General features: G+C 72.0%; 12 protein-coding genes. 2 read left to right on the top strand and 10 right to left on the bottom strand.

The window, feature by feature from the left end; all coding sequences use genetic code 11:
- Positions 1 to 200: 200 nt before the first annotated feature.
- The 5 genes from GA0115240_RS18395 to GA0115240_RS18375 all read right to left on the bottom strand — a co-directional run bounded on the left by GA0115240_RS18395 (position 201) and on the right by GA0115240_RS18375 (position 6,925).
- Positions 201 to 2,885: a right-handed parallel beta-helix repeat-containing protein gene (locus tag GA0115240_RS18395; protein ID WP_093737760.1), complete on the bottom strand. Its 2,685-nt coding sequence runs from the start codon at positions 2,883 to 2,885 to the stop codon at positions 201 to 203.
- A 388-nt stretch (positions 2,886 to 3,273) separates the two neighbouring features.
- Complete coding sequence (locus GA0115240_RS18390; protein WP_093737759.1) at positions 3,274 to 4,083, bottom strand: ABC transporter permease; 810 nt, start codon at positions 4,081 to 4,083, stop codon at positions 3,274 to 3,276.
- Positions 4,080 to 5,117 (bottom strand): ATP-binding cassette domain-containing protein, encoded by a 1,038-nt coding sequence (locus GA0115240_RS18385; RefSeq protein WP_093737758.1) that lies wholly within the window; start codon positions 5,115 to 5,117, stop codon positions 4,080 to 4,082. Before GA0115240_RS18385 ends, GA0115240_RS18390 begins: the two co-directional genes overlap by 4 nt.
- Before the next feature lie 41 nt (positions 5,118 to 5,158).
- Positions 5,159 to 6,049, bottom strand: coding sequence for a DUF4097 family beta strand repeat-containing protein (locus tag GA0115240_RS18380; protein ID WP_093737757.1), 891 nt, complete (start codon positions 6,047 to 6,049; stop codon positions 5,159 to 5,161).
- Between the two features lie 342 nt (positions 6,050 to 6,391).
- Positions 6,392 to 6,925 (bottom strand): toxin-antitoxin system HicB family antitoxin, encoded by a 534-nt coding sequence (locus tag GA0115240_RS18375; protein WP_093737756.1) that lies wholly within the window; start codon positions 6,923 to 6,925, stop codon positions 6,392 to 6,394.
- A gap of 521 nt (positions 6,926 to 7,446) precedes the next feature.
- Between GA0115240_RS18375 and GA0115240_RS18370 the strand changes: the two genes are divergently transcribed.
- Complete coding sequence (locus GA0115240_RS18370; protein ID WP_093737755.1) at positions 7,447 to 9,165, top strand: chitinase; 1,719 nt, start codon at positions 7,447 to 7,449, stop codon at positions 9,163 to 9,165.
- A 789-nt stretch (positions 9,166 to 9,954) separates the two neighbouring features.
- On the opposite strand, the gene GA0115240_RS18360 is transcribed toward GA0115240_RS18370, so the two are convergent.
- From GA0115240_RS18360 to GA0115240_RS39035, 4 genes are all read right to left on the bottom strand, one after another.
- Entirely contained in the window at positions 9,955 to 11,226 is a 1,272-nt protein-coding gene (locus tag GA0115240_RS18360; RefSeq protein ID WP_107407165.1) for a CynX/NimT family MFS transporter, read from the bottom strand.
- Positions 11,223 to 11,972 carry a FadR/GntR family transcriptional regulator gene (locus tag GA0115240_RS18355; protein ID WP_093737753.1) on the bottom strand — a complete coding sequence of 250 codons (750 nt, stop codon included), beginning with the start codon at positions 11,970 to 11,972 and terminating at the stop codon, positions 11,223 to 11,225. The genes GA0115240_RS18360 and GA0115240_RS18355 overlap by 4 nt, the downstream gene beginning before the upstream one ends.
- 207 nt (positions 11,973 to 12,179) lie before the next feature.
- A complete protein-coding gene (locus tag GA0115240_RS18350; protein WP_093737752.1) occupies positions 12,180 to 13,154 on the bottom strand; it encodes a threonine ammonia-lyase in 975 nt (324 codons plus the stop codon).
- A gap of 495 nt (positions 13,155 to 13,649) precedes the next feature.
- Positions 13,650 to 14,342, bottom strand: a complete 693-nt coding sequence (locus tag GA0115240_RS39035) for a hypothetical protein (RefSeq protein WP_093737751.1) — start codon at positions 14,340 to 14,342, stop codon at positions 13,650 to 13,652.
- A gap of 472 nt (positions 14,343 to 14,814) precedes the next feature.
- Between GA0115240_RS39035 and GA0115240_RS18340 the strand changes: the two genes are divergently transcribed.
- The gene (locus GA0115240_RS18340; RefSeq protein ID WP_256069872.1) at positions 14,815 to 15,369 is read left to right on the top strand and encodes a DUF488 domain-containing protein; all 555 of its coding nucleotides are present in this window, start codon (positions 14,815 to 14,817) and stop codon (positions 15,367 to 15,369) included.
- Between the two features lie 66 nt (positions 15,370 to 15,435).
- Here the strand turns inward: GA0115240_RS18340 and GA0115240_RS18335 are convergent, their stop codons facing one another.
- A complete protein-coding gene (locus GA0115240_RS18335; protein WP_093737749.1) occupies positions 15,436 to 16,326 on the bottom strand; it encodes a class I SAM-dependent methyltransferase in 891 nt (296 codons plus the stop codon).
- Positions 16,327 to 16,494 lie beyond the last annotated feature (168 nt).

Genomic DNA, 16,494 nt, shown 5'->3' with positions numbered 1-16,494 from the left:
CACGCGCGATCACCGCGCCGAAGGAACGGCCCGGCTCAGCCGGAATACGTGACCGGGGAGTCCTCCGGCGCCCCTCCTACCGGACCGGTCCGGGCCCGCTGACGCTCCGCCCGCCCACCCGGGCGCGCCGATGCCCGGCCCCCGCGCAGGGGGGCCGGGCATCGACGGACCGGGCCGCGTTCGCGCCGCGGCCGCTGCGCTCAGCCGGTGTGCGTGGTGAAGCCGTCCAGGGTGCTGTACTGGCCGGACAGCTTGGTCACCACGATGTGGTGCGTGCCCGAGGAGAGGGTGCCGGAGGTGTAGACCGCGACGTTCGCGTGCCGCGCGCCGTCGCTCGGCAGGGTGCTGACGGTCTGCTGGGTTCCGCCGTCGATGCTGATGCCGATGTTTCCCTGGTCGGTGAACTGCTCGCCGTAGACCTGGATCCCGGTCCCGGTGAAGGTGAGCGACGCGGTCGATCCGTTGGCCGTCGCGTAGTGGACATCGCTCTGGTAGTCGCCGTAGGTGCGCCCGCTCTGATACGAGAAGCCGCTGTAGGTGATGCTGCTGTCGGTGTCGTTGAGCCGGGTGGTGCCGGGGAGTTGCGGGGTGACGGAGATCTGTCCGGCGGAGGTGCCGGCCGGGATCGGTACGATCATGAAGCCGCTGGACAGGTGGGTCACGTTGCTGACCTGGGTGCTGCCGATGTACACCGGCGTCGAGGGGCCGAAGCCCTCGCCGGCGAGCAGGACCTGTGTGGCGTTGGCGGTGGGTGACACGTAGAAGATGCTGGGGCTGACCTGGAGGACCGGCGCGAAGGAGCCCGAACCCGCACCCGCGGCGCTCAGCAGGGCGCTGGGGAGGTCGGCGGGCTTCGGCGTCGCGGGGATGGTGGTGTTCCCGCTGGCGTGCGTGTCGACCGGCTGGGCGCAGGGGTAGGACTGGGTGTTCGCGGAGAAGTAGTTGCCGGTGATCCAGAAGTGGCCCGTCGGGCTGCAGCCGCCCTGCGCGCTGGCGCCGGCGCCGAAGGCGACATTGCCCTGCCAGTTCACCCATTCCGAGCCGGCGTCGTCGTAGTAGGTGAAGTTGGTCGTCGGGCCGCCGTAGGCGACATTGCCCGTGACCTGAAGGCCCTTGGCCAAGGTCTGCACCGGGTCGATGGTGGTGCCGTCCGATTGGTACACGTACTGCGCCTGGTGTCCCTCGACGTACACCGCGCCGCCGTCGCTGCGGACCGACAGGTAGTTGTGCAGGATGTTGTCACTGATGGTGTTGGAGCTGTTGATGTTGGTGCTGTTCTGCGGGGTGCTCGCCTGGTCGACGTGTCCCTGGACGACGCCGGCGGTGATGCCGGTGTAGGGCAGGTCGTAGAGGTTGTTCCGGGTGATGGTGGTGTGCTGCGAGAACAGCAGGGTGATGCCGCTGGCCGACGAGTAGTCGGTACCGATGTGATGGATGAGGTCGTCCGACACGGTGGTGCCGGTGAGGATCTCGTTGCCGCCGATCGTGTCGCCGCTGACCGCCGAGGCGTCGGGAGTGCAGTTCTGCTTGATTCCCGCAGCCTCGGAGGAGTCGGTCGGCAACGGGTCGTAGGTGCACCCGAGGAGGATCGCCGTGGAGGCGATATCGGTGAACTCATTGCCCTGAATGAGGGTGTTGGCGGATCCGTACATCACGCTCAGGCCGGCGCCGCCGAGTTCGGCGAACCGGTCGCCGGTGAGGGTGACGTTCTTGGAGGCGCTGAACGCGACGTTCGCCAGGGGCTGGGTCAGCGATCCCCAGGGGCAGCTTCCTGCAGGCGTGGAGAAATTGCACATGCTCTGGTTGTTCGCGCCGGTCATCCGCAGATTGCTCTGCACGTCGGCGAATCCGGAACTCGTGGAGGGCGCGTTCCAGGTCGCGTACGAGAACTGGAGGCCGCTGAAGGTGATGTCGTGCAGGGGCGCGGCAAGTGTTCCGGCGCCTCGGACGAGCGATTCGAGATGGGGCAGTTCGACGTCGAGGCTGCTCATCTGCTGACCCGCTGAGGGCTTGTAGTAGAGCGTGCCGCCGGCGCCGTCCAGGAACCACTGGCCGGAACCGAGCAGGGTCTGCGCGTTTTCGACGAGCGCGGGCATGGTGCCGGTCGACATGGACGGCAGGCCGCCGCTGCCTTGCGCGAAGGACGCCCGGGCGGTCACGTCGGTCCAGCAGGGCTGGCTCATCTTCAGCGTGCCGGCCGACGCCGAGAAGCTCGCCACCCGACACCTCGACTCGGTCCACGGCCCATTGCCGCCGGGGTAGTCGAATTCCACCCCGGCCACCTGGCTTGCGGTCAGCGACCCGAACCACGCCATCGCCGCCTGGTCGCCGGAGATCGAGTACCCGGTCGACGATCCCGTCCACGAGCCCCGGAAACCCAGACTCGACGGGGAAGCCTGCGCGATGGGCGCCTCGTGACCGCCCACGTACAGCTGGCGGCTGTTGCTGGTGGTGGGCACCGGGGCGGACCAGACGCCGCTCGATCCGAGCTGCGTCCATCCGGTGACCTGCGAGGCGCCGGAGATCACCGGATGCGCGCCCGCTGCGGCCTTCCACACCACGGGGTGGCCCGCGGTGCCGGAGTCCGCCGCGCCGAGCGTCCAGGTGCTCGACAGATGGTACGTACCGTCTGCCAGCAGCACGCTGACGTCGGCGGAGCCGTTGGCGGCCAGCTGCGTCCGTACGGCGCTCTGGGCCCCCGGCAGCGAGCACGGGGCCGAGGCGGAGCAGGCCGAGCCCGCGCCGGACGGTGAGGCATAGAGCGTCACGGAGGACGCGGCGCCGGCGGACTGAACGGCGGGCGCCACCAGCGCCACACTCAGGACGGCCCCGACGGTGCAGATGCGGTGCAGAAGTCTCCGCGTGATCGAGCCTTGTGGTGACACGAGTGGTCCTTCCCTGGTGCCGAGGTGCGGTGCGCGGATGACCGGAGGGCGGTCGAGGGGGCGTGGCCGGGCGGAGGCGGGGCCGGCGCGCGCTCCATCGAGGGCGTTCCGGTGTGGGGGGATCCGGGTATCGGGCGGAACGACCGGGCGTCGCAGACGTCGGAGGCCCTGTGAGGGAGCGAGGGTCTTCGGCGAGCGGGGTTGGCTGGCGAGATGTGGGCTGAGGTGGGGAGTGAGTGGGGGGAGCGGGGGAGGTCGTGTCTGAGCGAGCAGGGCCTCCCGGGCACTTACATCCGATGTTTGGGTGAATATTCGGCCTGCGGGTCCCCGCTGTCAAGGGATTGCGCAAGCGCGACCCAGCCTCGGCGCCTCCCCGCCGGGGAGGCCACTACGCCGGGTCGCGGTTGAACGTCGCGACCGACCAGAAGTAGCCGAGCACCGCCAGCCCCAGGCACCAGAGCACGGCCAGCCATCCGTTGTCGCCGATCCTGCTGCCGAGCAGCAGCCCGCGCAGGGTCTCGATGGCGGGGGTGAACGGCTGGTACTCGGCGATCGGCCGGAACCACCCCGGCATCGCGTCGATCGGGACGAAGGCACTGGACAGGAGCGGCAGCAGGATCAGCGGCAGCGCGTTGTTGCTGGCGGCCTCGGCGTTCGGGCTGATCAGGCCCATGCCTACCGCGATCCAGGTCAGCGCGAGGGCGAAGAGCACGAGCAGCCCGAACGCCGCCAGCCATTCCGGCGCCGTGGCGTCCGTGGACCGGAAGCCGATGGCCACGGCGACGGCCCCCACGAGGACCACGCTCATGATCGACTGGAGCACACTGCCGACCACGTGCCCGATGATCACGGACCCGCGGTGGATCGCCATGGTGCGGAACCGGGCGATGATCCCCTCGGTGTTGTCGTTGGACACGGACACCGCGGTCCCGACCACGGTGCCGCCGATGGTCATCATCACGATGCCCGGGACGATGTACGCGATGTACGCGGAGCGGTCGGCGCCGCCCCCGCCCCCGCTGCTGCCGGCGCCGATGCCCGCGCTCATGACGCCACCGAAGACGTAGACGAACAGCAACAGCAGCATGACCGGAGTGAGCAACAGGTTCAGGGTCAGGGACGGGTAGCGCCGTGCGTGCAGGAGGTTGCGGCGCAGCATCGTGGCCGAGTCGCGTACGGCGAGGGCCAGGGAACTCATCGGACGGCCTCCTCGGGCTGGTGGGGCGGGTTCGGCGAGTGGGCCTGGGTGGCGGTGGCGGTGGTGGTGCCGGTGGCGGTCAGGGCGAAGAACACGTCGTCGAGGTCGGGGGTGTGCACGGTCAGCTCGTCGGCCTCGACGCCGGCCGCGTCCAGCCGGTCGAGGACGGCGCGCAGCTCGCGCTGGCTGCCGTCGCTGGGGATCCGCAGCGCCAGCGCGTCGTCGTCCCGGGTGACCTCGCGCAGGGCCCGGGCGGCGCTCCGGTACCCGGACGGGTCGGCGAAGCGGAGGCGTACGTGGCCGCCGGGGACCAGCCGTTTGAGCTCCTCGGCGGTGCCCTGGGCGGCGATCCGGCGGTTGTTGAGCACCGCGATGCGGTCGGCGAGTTCGTCGGCCTCCTCCAGGTACTGGGTGGTGAGGAAGACGGTGACGCCGCCCGCGACGAGTTCGCGGATGATCTGCCACATGGTGTGCCGCGAGCGCGGGTCGAGGCCGGTGGTCGGCTCGTCGAGGAAGATGATCCGCGGGTCGCCGACCAGGGTCATGGCGATGTCGAGGCGGCGCTTCATACCGCCGGAGTAGGTGGAGACGGGCTTCTTCGCGGCCTCGACCAGGTCGAAGCGCTCCAGCAGTTCGGCGGCGACCCGCCGCCCCGCACGCCTGGGCAGGTGGTGCAGGTCCGCCATGAGGAGCATGTTCTCCTCGCCGGTGATCAGGCCGTCGACGGCGGAGAACTGCCCGGTGACGCCGATCGCGGCGCGCACGCCCTGCGGGTCGGCGGCCAGGTCGTGGCCGCCGACGCACACGGGGCCGGAGCCGGGGTCGGGGGAGACGAGGGTGGACAGGATGGTGACGACCGTCGTCTTGCCGGCGCCGTTGGGTCCGAGCAGACCGAAGACGGTCCCCTCGGCGACGTCCAGGTCGATGCCGTCGAGCACGAGCTTGTCGCCGTAGGACTTGCGCAGTCCCTTCGCGGTGATCGCCGACGCCGTGGTGTTCGGGCCGGTCGGTGCGGATGTCCGGTCGGCGGTCATGCCGCGTTCCTTTCGGGGGTGGGGAGTTGGCACCGGCCGGGTCAGGCGCGGCGGATGATGATGTCGCCGGCCGAGCTCCGGGCGTGCACCTCGACCGTCTCGTCGGAGTCCGCGGGGCCGGTGGTGGGGCCGAGCGCATTGCGTACCGTGCCGTACTTGGGGTTCAGGTCGAGCCAGGCGGCGGTCCCTTCGCGGATGCCCACTTCGAGGTCACCGACGGAGGTACGCAGGTCGATACGGCCGCGGGCGACGTCGCCGACGCGGATGCCGCCGTTGGAGGAGGCCGCGTCGACCCCGGCGTGGGCGACGCCGACCTCGATCCGGCCGTTGGCGGACTTGGCGGCGACGCTGCTGTGCGCGATGCCGACGGAGATGTCGCCGTTGGCCGCACTGGTCGTCAGGCTGCCGGTGATCTCACCGACCCTGGTCGCGCCGTTGCCGTTCTTGACCAGGGCCGTGCCGTCGACCGTGCCGATCTCGATCCGGCCCGAGCCGATGACTTCGATGTCGCCGGTCGAGCGGGTCAGGCGGATGTCGCCGTGGTCGGTCTTCAGGCCGGCGCCGGCCGCCTCATCCACCTGGAGGTCGCCGAGCGACGTCTTGAGCGTGACCTCCCCGAGGCGGCCGTCGCAGTAGAAGCTGCCCATGCCCGAGGCGCCCCGGACATCGGATCCGGCGGGCAGTTCGACGCTCACCTCGACGGAGCCGGGCCGGCCGAACGGGGAGCGCTTCTTGGGCGTCTTGACCGTGAGGCGGCCGCCCGCGCAGGTGACCTGGGTCTGCTGCACGGCGCGTACGTCGTTGTCGTCCGACCCGTTGCTCGGCAGCACCTCCACGACGGTGTCGGTGCGCTTGCCGGCGGTGATACGGGCGGTGCCGGCGTCCAACTCGATGGTGGCGGTGATGGGTTCGGGGGTTTCGAAAGCAGGCATGGAGGTTCCGTCCTCGTGGCTCGGTCGGTGATCCCGCTGGTGGGGCGGGTGATGAGGGGCGTCGGCGGGATCGGTGATCCCGCCGGTGAAGTAGGTGGGGCGGGCCGGCGGTCCCGTTGGAGGGGAGCCGGCGGTTGCTAGGCCGTGTCTGACAAATAGCGCCGTCCGCCCGCAGGGCGGGGCCCCGCGGCGTCTGGTGCGTGCGATCGCAAGGCGGTGGGGGCACCTCCCAGCGATAGCTGGGGGAGGGTGTCCTCGTAGTGGGCTACTCGGACGACCCCGACAACGCAGCGAGCGCGCGTGCCAGGCGTCGCGGGGCAGGCGGGATTTGTCAGACACGGCCTAGCGGACCCAGCCGGTGAAGCCCCGGCTGCCGGAGTCCCTGACCCGGCCCGGCGGGTCCGCGCGCTCCCCGCCGTCGAGGGCTGTGGACACGGCGCGCACCAGCCACGCGTTGACCGACAGGCCCTCCGCTGTCGCGGCGTACTCGGCGCGGGCCTTGAGGTGGGCGGGCAGGCGGAAATTGATCCGCGCCATGGCGCCGTCGTCGGCGTCGGCGTTGACGGGCTCCGGCGGCCCGCCGGCGGCGGGGGCCGCGACCTGGTCCCGCGCCTCCCGGAACGGCTCGGGGGCGGGGGGCGCGGTCACCACGAACTCCGGGTCGAGTCCGCGCAGTCGTACGTCGACCGAGCCCGGCGCCAGCTCCCGGGTGACCTCGCCCATGGCGGCGGACAGCGCGTTGAGGAGGGTCAGCCGGGCGGCGGACTCCAGGGGGGCGGTGAGCCGCTCGGCCAGGGCGCGGGCGTCGTCGCCGCCGGCCTCCGCGGCAACGGCGAGCTCCTGCCGAAGGTTGTCGACGTAGGGCGTGAGATCCATGACGCCATCATGGCACATCTATGGCGCCATGGCGAGCCATCAGGCGTCCAGGTTGGCGCCAATTCTTCTCACCTGCATGTTTGTCCCTACGACAGTCACTTCGACCCGTCATGGGACCGAGGTGGATGCCGTGCTGTGGCATCGTCGTGGTGCCAAGATGGCGCCACCGGGGCCACCGTGTTGCGCGACCGGACCGCCGATCGGTTCCCGCCCGCGACTCGACGGGGATTTCGAGCAGCGGACGCCTGCACGGACCCGGCGGCGCCGGTCGTGCTCGGGGAAGGCTGGTGGCACCGGCGCCCGGCGGAAGGGTGGTCGGCGGTTCCGCAGCCGGTGGTGGGCGCGCGCCAGGAGCGTCGAACCGCGCTCGCGGTCGGCCGGTCGCGGCCGACGAACCCGGGTTGGTCTAGTCCTCTTGACGTGACGGCTTGCACGCGGTTTGGTATGTACCAACGCCAGGCCTGGGCGCCAACACCCCCACCACTCCCTGCCCATCGGGCAGCCCCACGAGGGGTCATGTCATGCACCTGGCTAGATTTGCCGCTTCCGCCTGCGCGCTGGCGCTCGCGACCACCGGCGCGGTCGCCGCCCTGGCACCGGCCGGCAACGCCGCAACGAGCAGCGTCTACTCCGTAGCCCCCTACGTCGACATGTCGAACGGCCAGGAAGGCCTGCTCGACACCGCCATCACCGGGCACCACCTGAAGGCGTACACCGCCGCTTTCGTGCTCGGCGAAGGCTGTACCCAGATCTGGGGCGACACACTCCCCATCGGGGCCGACTCCTTCACCGACCCCGAGATCGCCCGGGCGAAGTCCGAGGGCGCCTCCGTCATCATCTCCTCGGGCGGTGCGAGCGGCCTGGCGCTCGCCTGGACCTGCTCCAACCAGAGCAGCATCGACGCCGGTTACCAGGCCATCATCAACGACTACGGCGTCAGTCAGCTCGATTTCGACATCGAGGGCGCGGCCATCGCGGACACCGCCGCCGCGGCCCGCCAGATGCAGGCGATGAAGGACCTCAAGGCGTCGAATCCCGGCCTGCAGTTCTCGATGACCCTGCCGGTGCTGGCCAACGGGTTGACCAATGACGGCGTCAACATCCTCAAGGCCGCCAAGAACGCCGGCATCAAGATCGACGTGGTCAACATCATGACCATGGACTACTACGCCGGCGCCGGCACCGAGATGGGCCAGGGCTCGGTCTCCGCCGCCCAGGCGACACTGGCGCAGATGAAGTCCGTCGACTCCGGCTACACCTACGCCAACCTCGGGATCACCCCGATGATCGGCAAGAACGACGACGGCTCCACCTTCACCCTGGCGGACGCCCAGACCGTCGAGACCTTCGCCGCGCAGAACGGCGTCGGACGGCTGGCGTTCTGGTCGGCCAACCGCGACCAGCCGTGCAGCGGCAGCGCCAACTCGCTGTCCACGTGCAGTGAGATCAGCCAGAGCAGCCTCGCCTTCACCGACAAGTTCGTGCCGTACGAGGGCACATCGGGCGGCGGCGGTGGCGGCGGCGGTACGACCAGTGACTTCTCGCTGTCCGTGTCGCCGGGCTCCGGGTCGGCCGCCCAGGGCGGCTCCGCCAGTACGACCGTGTCCACAGCCGTCGCGGCCGGCAGCGCCGAGTCCGTGAGCCTTTCCGCCGCCGGCGCGCCCTCCGGGGTCGGCGTCGCCTTCAGCCCCGCGTCCGTCACATCCGGCGGCACCTCGATGCTGAAGGCGACGGTCGGCTCGTCGGTGCCCGCCGGCACCTACCCGATCACGGTCACGGGCAGTGCCTCGACCGGCAGCCACAGCGCGACCTACACGCTCACCGTCACCGGCACCACCGGCGGGGGAGGGGGCGGCGGGGGCCCGCTGGCCAACGCGGGCTTCGAGACCGGCAGCCTCAGCCCCTGGACCTGCGCGAGCGGCGGCGCGGTCGTCTCCGGCCCGGTCCACACCGGCAGCCACGCCCTGCAGATCACGCCCAGCGCCAGCAGCACCGGCGAATGCGACCAGAGCGTCACGCTGTCCCCCAACCACAGCTACACGCTTACCGCTTGGGTCCAGGGCCCCTACTCCTACATCGGCGTCAGCGGCGGCGCCACCGCCAGCACCTGGTCCAACAGCGCGAGTTGGAACCAGCTGACCACCACCTTCACCACCGGCAGCAGCGGGAGCGTCACCGTCTACGTCCACGGCTGGTACGGCCTGGGCGCGGTCACCGCCGACGACTTCACTCTCGGCTAGGACCCGTCGGCCGGTCGTGTGCGGAGCCGGACGGCGGCGTCCGAGCCGGCCGCCGGCCCGCACCACGGTGCTCCGCCCCGACCACGTCCGCCCGTCGGGGAACGTCCGACGGCCGCCCGCCGCGTGAGCCTTCACGCCGGCGGGCGGCCCTGGTCGGCAGAGGCCGAAACCCCTGGCGAGATCAGTCGCACCGGCCGCAGAGGTGCCCGTACGGCACCGTGGCCGGCGGCCTGGCCAACACCGGCCCGCGCGCCTACCGGCCCCGGTGTGCCCGGTGCGGCGGCGGACCGTACGGCGACTGCCAGGCCGGCCGGTCGCTCCGACCCGGGCCGCCCACGGTGCGGCGCCGTACCGGCGGGTCCTGGCGCGCGGGCAGCGGGGAGCGCACATTCAGCCGCTCCAGGGCAGCGGGCCCGGTGGCGCACCCGCACCCCGGGCACAGCGCGAGGCGCCAGCCGTCGAGGAGCAGGTGATCGGCGTCGCCGCGGGACGCGCCGTTCACCCGGCAGCGCCCGGCGGCGCAGCGGTGGCAACGGCGGAGAACGATCGGCAGGCAGGTGGGCACGACCACCCAGGTTGTGGACACAGGCAACACCGGTTCCGTGAGAGGACCGCAGCGGAAAGGAGCGCGGCGCGGTTGCGCGACGCGCGACGGATCAGCGCTCGGGGGTCTCATCGGGTGTACAACGGCACGTCCTTGACGGGGTGGCTGCGGGTGGGAGCACGCTAACGCCGCACGGGAGGGCGGCTCCACCCGTTTTCGGGCCGGCCGGACGCGGCGGACCGTGCCTACAACGCCGGCTGTTCCGGGGCGGCATGCCGGTTTCGAGCCGCACCGAGGCCCGCGACGGTCTGCGGTACGAGCAGGGCGAGCAGGGCCACGAGCGGCACGGTCCAGCCGCCGCTCATCTGGTGGACGGCGCCCAGGGCCAGCGGCCCGGCCGCCGCCAGCAGGTAACCGCAGCACTGCGCCATGCCGGACAGTTGTGCCGCGTGCCTGCCGTCCGGCGCGCGCAGCACGATGAAGAGCATCGCCAGCGAGAAGGTCGCGCCCTGGCCGAGGCCCAGCACCACGATCCACGCGTAGACGCCCGAGACCGGCGCGAGGGTGAGTCCGGTGAGACCGCACGCCGTGAAAACCGTGGTGACCGTGGCGAGCACGGCCGGCCGCACGCCCCGGGCCGCCAGCACCGGCGCGCAGAACGCGCCCACGATGCCCAGCAGATTCGCCAGGGACAGCATCCACCCCGCCGAATCCTGCGACATGCCCGCGTCGGTCAGCACGGTGGGCAGGTACGCGGTGAGGGCGTAGAACCCGAGGGACTGCAGGCCCATGAACGCGGTGACCAGCCAGGCGACCGGATGGCGCCACAGGCCGCGTACCGGCCGGACCGCCGCACCGACCCCGGTCGCCGCCCGCCGGGTGCGGCGGCGCACCTGGGGAGCCCACACGATCAGCCCGACCACCGCGAGCAGACCCCACATCGCCAGCGTCGTCCGCCAGTCGGTGTGTGCGAGGCGGCCCAGCGGGACGGTGATACCGGCCGCGAGCGCGGCGCCGAGGGACAGCGACATCGAGTAGAGCCCGGTCATGAGGCCGACCCGCGAGCCGAACTCCCGCTTGATCAGCCCGGGCAGCAGCACGTTCGCGACCGCGATGCCCGCGCCGATCACGACGGTGCCGCCCAGCAGCGCGGGTGCGGAGGGGACCAGGCGCAGCGCGGTGCCGGCGCAGATGGTCACCATGGTGGCGAGCAGGACCGGCTCGGTGCCGAACCGGCGTCCCAGCCGGGGCACCAGCGGTGCGAGCAGGCCGAAGCACAGCAGTGGCAGCGTCGTGAGCAGACCGGCCGCGGCGGTCGACATGCCGGTGTCGTGCCGGATGGTGTCGAGCATCGGGGAGACGGCGACGATCGACGTGCGCAGATTGAGCGCCAGGACCATGATGCCGACGGCGAGCAGGACGCCGGCCTTCGCGACCGGCGGCCGGGCCCGATCCACCGGCAGGAGGGCGTCCGGGCGCACCTGCCCGCCGGCCCGGCGGTTCGGGGCGGTGGTCATCGCGCACCGTCCTCTTCCTCGGCGGCACGCCGCAACGGCGGCGGGTCCGCGTCCAGCAGGGCCCGCACGGAGGCCACCGCTTCCTCGATGTACTCGTCGACGCAGGCGACCGCGGCGTCGGGATCGGCGGCGGCGATCGCCTCGACCAGGGCGTCGTGGTGGGTGTCCTGGCGGCAGCGCCGGCCGGGGGGCAGCGGCGCGTCGAGGACCGAGGCGACGATCGCGCTCAGCGCGTCGGTGAGGCTGCTGTACAGGTCGGCGAGGATGCCGTTGTGGGCGGCGGCCACCACCGCCCGGTGGAAGGCGATGTCGGCGCGGACGGCCGCGTCGGTGTGGCCGGACCCCCAGGCCGCGGCCCGCTCGCGCAGCGTGTCGCGGAGCGCGGCGAGGTCGTCGTCGTCGCGGCGGGCGGCGGCCAGGCGGACGGCATCGCGCTCCAGACCCGAGCGGACCTCCAGCGCCTCCAGCAGCCCGGCGTGCCGCAGCCTGCGCCGTAGGGCGGCGCCGAGGGCGTCGGCCGCGCGCACATAGGTGCCGTCGCCCTGCCTGGCCTCCAGCATCCCGCTGTAACCGAGCGCGCGCACCGCCTCGCGCACGGTGTTGCGGCCGACACCGAGCATCTCGCTGAGCACGGGTTCAGCGGGGATCTTCGCGCCGATCGCCCACTCACCGGATTCGATCAGGCTGCGGAGTTGCTCGATCACCTGGTCGACCAGGTTGGCGCGTTCGGTGGTTCGAATGGGCACGTGAGCCTCGCGTGATTCTGCGTTGATACTGCGCTGATACTGGGTTGATATCGCCCGGATTCTGCCGGTCATCCCATGTTTAGGACATCCTAACGTCCTATGTTTGATCGCGCCAGCGCGCGGGGTGCTGCCGGGGCTGCCCGGTCCGGCCGGGTGCGGCCGGGTGCGGCCGGGTGCGGCCCGTGCCCCGGAGCGGCCCGGGCGAGCTCAGGGTGGGGGAGCCGCACCGACCCAGCGGTGGTAGGCGTCCATGTCGACGTTGCTGCCGCAGACGATGGTGACGACATGTCGTCCGGCGAAGCGCTCACGGTCTTCGAGGATGGCGGCGATGCCGAGCGCCGCCGACGGTTCGACGACGAGGCCGGCGTGTTGGAGGAGCATCCGCATACCGGCGGTGATCGACGCCTCCCGGACCAGGACGGCGTCGTCGGCGACCAGGAGGAGGTCGTCCAGGACGGCCGCGATGGGGCGACGGCCGGCGACGCCGTCAGCGATGGTGTCGGTCGAATCGGTGGTCACGACGCGCCGCCCGCGCCACGAGCGCGTCATCGCCGGTGCGCCCAGCGGCTGGACGCAGATCACCTCGACACCGGGTGCGCAAGCCTTCAGCACATGACCCACGCCCGTGGCCAGCGCGCCGCCTCCGAGAGCGATCAGGACGGCGTCGAACGACGCCGCGGCGGCGGCCAGTTCCAGGCCGATGGTCGCCGCGCCCTCGCAGGTCTCGATGTCCAGACTGTCCTCGACCAGCCGGATGCCGTCGCGTCGCGCGATGTCCGCCGCCCGCTCACGAGCCAGCTCGTGGTCGCCGTCCACCAGCTCCAACCGGGCGTCCAGCGCCCGGATGCGATCGAGCTTGGCCACCGTCGCGAAGCGGGACGCCACCACGGTCACGTCGAGCCCCCGGCCGCGACCGGACCAGGCGAGGGCCTGGCCGAGGTTGCCCGCGCTGGCGCACACCACGGCCGGCGAGCCGCTGCCGGCGAGCAGGCCGGCGACGACTTCGGTGCCGCGGGCCTTGAAGCTGCGCACCGGGTTGGCCGTCTCCAGCTTGATGCTCACCATGCACCCGAGGGCGGGCTCCAGCGCCTCGCAGCGGTACAGCGGAGTGTCGAGAAATATCGGGTCGATCACCTGGCGGGCCGCCCGGATCCGAGCGGTGTCGAGGCGCGTCTCCTGCACGGCACAGCAGCGTAGCGCCACCGGCGCCAGAACCCGCCGACGTTCCGGCGGAGTTGGTGTCCCGGCTCACCGCGACAGTGTTGGGCTGAGGCGCACGGCAAACCGGTCCGGCCGCAGTTCTGCTACCTCCACGACGATCACCTCATGTGTGCCCGCAGTCTCCATCCGGACAGTTCATGGGGACACGACGGCGTGCAGGGCGACCGCGAGGTGGCGGCGCGCGTGGAGGAGATGCTGACTGCCGCCGGCCCGCCCGGCGCCGACATGCCTCGCGGTGACCTGCACCGCGCCGTGCTGGAGATCCTCGAACGGTTCATGTCTCGGTGGGGGACCGGCGTCGAGGTGACGGTCCGGGACCGGCTCCCACCATGTCTGAGCCGGCGCCCCACTCACCACGGGACACCATCGGCGCCGGCAGCCGGACGCCGGGCCCGTCCGGCGCGCCGACCCGGCACCCTGCCACGACGGATCGGCGCCGTCGGGCACGTGCAGGCCCTACGCGGTGGTCGTGGGCTTCTTTCCGGCCGGGGCGGCGGTGCGGGCCGTGTCGGCGGTCCGGGTGGCCGAGTAGTAGACGGACCTGCCCTGCTTGGAGCGCAGGCTCTGTCCCTTGGCGACGAGGGCTTCGAGGGTGTTGCGCACGACGGTGGTCTGCATCTTCCGGCCCGGGTGGGCGTGGGTGAGCGCGGTGGTGATTTCGCTGGCCGAGCGCGGTTCGCTGTGGTCGGCGAGATCGGCGGTGACCAGTTCCACCAAGGTGGGCGCTGCGGCGGAACTGCTCCCGCCCGTAGCGGTGTTGCCCGCATCCTTGGTCGCGGCTCCGGTCGCGGTTTTCGTGCTTCCGGTCGCGGGCTTGGGCGCGCGGCGGGCCGTGGTGGGCTTGCGGGCCCGCGGCACCGCGGCCGGCGGCACATCGGTGGGTCCGGCAGTGGCTACGGCGGCGGGTACGGCGGCGGGTACGGCGGCCGTTTCGGTGTCCTGCGCGGCGGCGGGGGTGGCGGCAGGGATGGCGCCGGCCAGCGTCTCATGCACGCCCACGAGCAGGGCGTGGTCCTGCTCGAGGGTCGCCAACTGCTCCTGGAGCGCGGCCAGATCCGCCGCGATACGCTCCCGCTCCTTGGTGGTGCGCTCCAAGTCGGCCTCGACCTGGGCAAGATACTGGGACTTCAATGTGGCGTTGTCGGTCACGGCCGTTCAGCTCGCTTTCGTTGTGCGTGTGGGGAATGGCGCGGTTGGTGTCCTCGACGGCTGCCGGGGTCGGCCCTGCGCCGGCGGGGCCTGTCGCACCCGCCGGCGGCTTGCGCGCCATGTCCCATGGTAGGCGTGCGGAAAGCGTAGTTTGGCCGGGAACTCCCTCGGCAGGGTTGTCACCCTGCTGTCATCGCCGTCGGTGCCGGGGAAAACGTGTGGGTGTCGACGTGTGCTGCGGCTTCGCCCCGGCCGAAGCGACCATGACCCCGGGTCCATGAGCGGGCCGCGCGTCGGTGACCGGGCGACCGGGTCGGCCGGCCCGCGCTGGTAATTGAGTTCGATGCCTCTCCCACAGGTCTGCGCGGTGCGCGGTCCGCACGTCGCAGCGGCTGTCGGCGCCCGCTCCGGCGCAGACTGGAATCATGCAGACACTCCCCACCCGGCGCCGCGGCACCGTGCCGGCACAGGGGTGACCGGCTCCGACGGCCCCGCGCCGCTGCTCACCTTCGGCCACGGAACCGCCACCCGGGACCGGATCGCCACCCTGCTCGGCGGAGCGGGGGTACGGGCCCTGGTCGACGTCCGCGCCGTTCCCGGAAGCCGTCGCCACCCTGACTCCGGCCGCGACGCGCTCGCGCGGTGGTTGCCCCAGGAGGGAATCGCGTACCGGTGGGAGCCGCGGCTCGGCGGCTTCCGCAAGGCCGCGGCGGATTCCCCCGACACCTTCTGGAACAACGCCTCCTTCCGCGGATACGCCGGATACACCAGGGACCCGCAGTTCGTGGCGGCGATGGACGAGCTGCTGGAGACGGTCCCGACCGTACGCACCGCCGTCATGTGCTCCGAGACACTGTGGTGGCGCTGCCACCGGCGGCTCATCGCGGACTTCGCGGTGCTCGCCCGCTCGACCCCGGTGCTGCACCTGGCCCACGACGGCCGGCTCGCCCCGCACCGGCCGACCGCCGGCGCCCGACTGCGCGACGACGGCCTGCTGGTGTACGACCGGGCGGACGACAGAGGCTGAGCGGACCGGGATCCGATCCCGGCCGGGACGGAGGTGAGGCGGCCGGTCGTGCCGACGGCCGAACACTCATGTTGGTCCGCTCGCCCCGCACGCCGAGCCGTCGGCCGAGGCCCCTACGCCGTCGGAGCGTTCCGCCAGGCGCTGTCCGATCCGCAGGACGCTCACGTAACGGCGTGACACCCGGTCGCCCATCCGGTCGCGGATGCGCTCGGCGATGGCGTCGAGCAGGGGCTCACGGACTTCGGCGCCGAGCACCCGGTACAGCGACGTCGAGCGAAGGAGGTCGGCGAAGCCGTCGCCGTCGAGCCACTGGACGGTCGGGTAGCAGCGCACGATCGCCGGGCCGAACAGGCCGCCGGGCTCGCCGACCGGTGCCCCCTCCCCGGCTCCCCAGCCCTCAGTGGTCGCACCTACGTCGCTCTCGAGCGGCGGATGACCCCAGCCGGGGTTTCCGGGGGAGAACCGCTCGTGGAGATCGGCGGTCTCGGCGTACACCTCCGGCTCGCCCGGCCGGCGGACAACAACGTTGCTCAGCAAGGCGATCCACCCACCTGGATGGAGCACGTCGTGCGCGCGCCGCCAGCCGGCCGAGGGATCGATCCAGTGCCAGGCCGACGCGGCCACCAGGGCATCGAAACGGGCGCCGCGGTCGTCCCACCCCTCGAACGCCGATGTCTCCACGCCCACGGTGCCGAAGGCGGCCAGTCGCCGCCGAGCGAGTGCGGCCATCGCGGCGCCCGGCTCGACGGCGGTCACGGCGCATCCGAGCGCGGCCAGCGAACGCGTCGCCTGGCCGGTCCCGCAGCCCACCTCGAGTACCGAGGATCGTTCGTCCAGGCCGGCGATGGCGAACAGATCCGCGAACAACGCGTCCGGGTAGCCCGGCCGGACGCGGTCGTAGAGCTCCGGCACCTCGTTGAACAGCCGTCCGAGGTCACGTCGACCCGTGCGTGCCATCGCACCGTCCCCCGAGAGTGTGGCCGACGGGCTGATCCTGGGGAGGCCCGCTGTTCCGAGCGGGGACTGCCCGAGGGCGCCGCGCCATGTCATTCTGCCCGCTCCTCCGGGGTCGGGGAACCCGACCGAACCGACCCCGAACCGACTCCGAGCCCTGCCGCCCGAACC

It is taken from the genome of Streptomyces sp. DvalAA-14 (assembly GCF_900091855.1).
GTDB lineage: Bacteria > Actinomycetota > Actinomycetes > Streptomycetales > Streptomycetaceae > Actinacidiphila.
The sequence above is the reverse complement of the archived record's forward strand: the minus strand, read 5'-3'. Positions and strand labels throughout refer to the sequence as shown.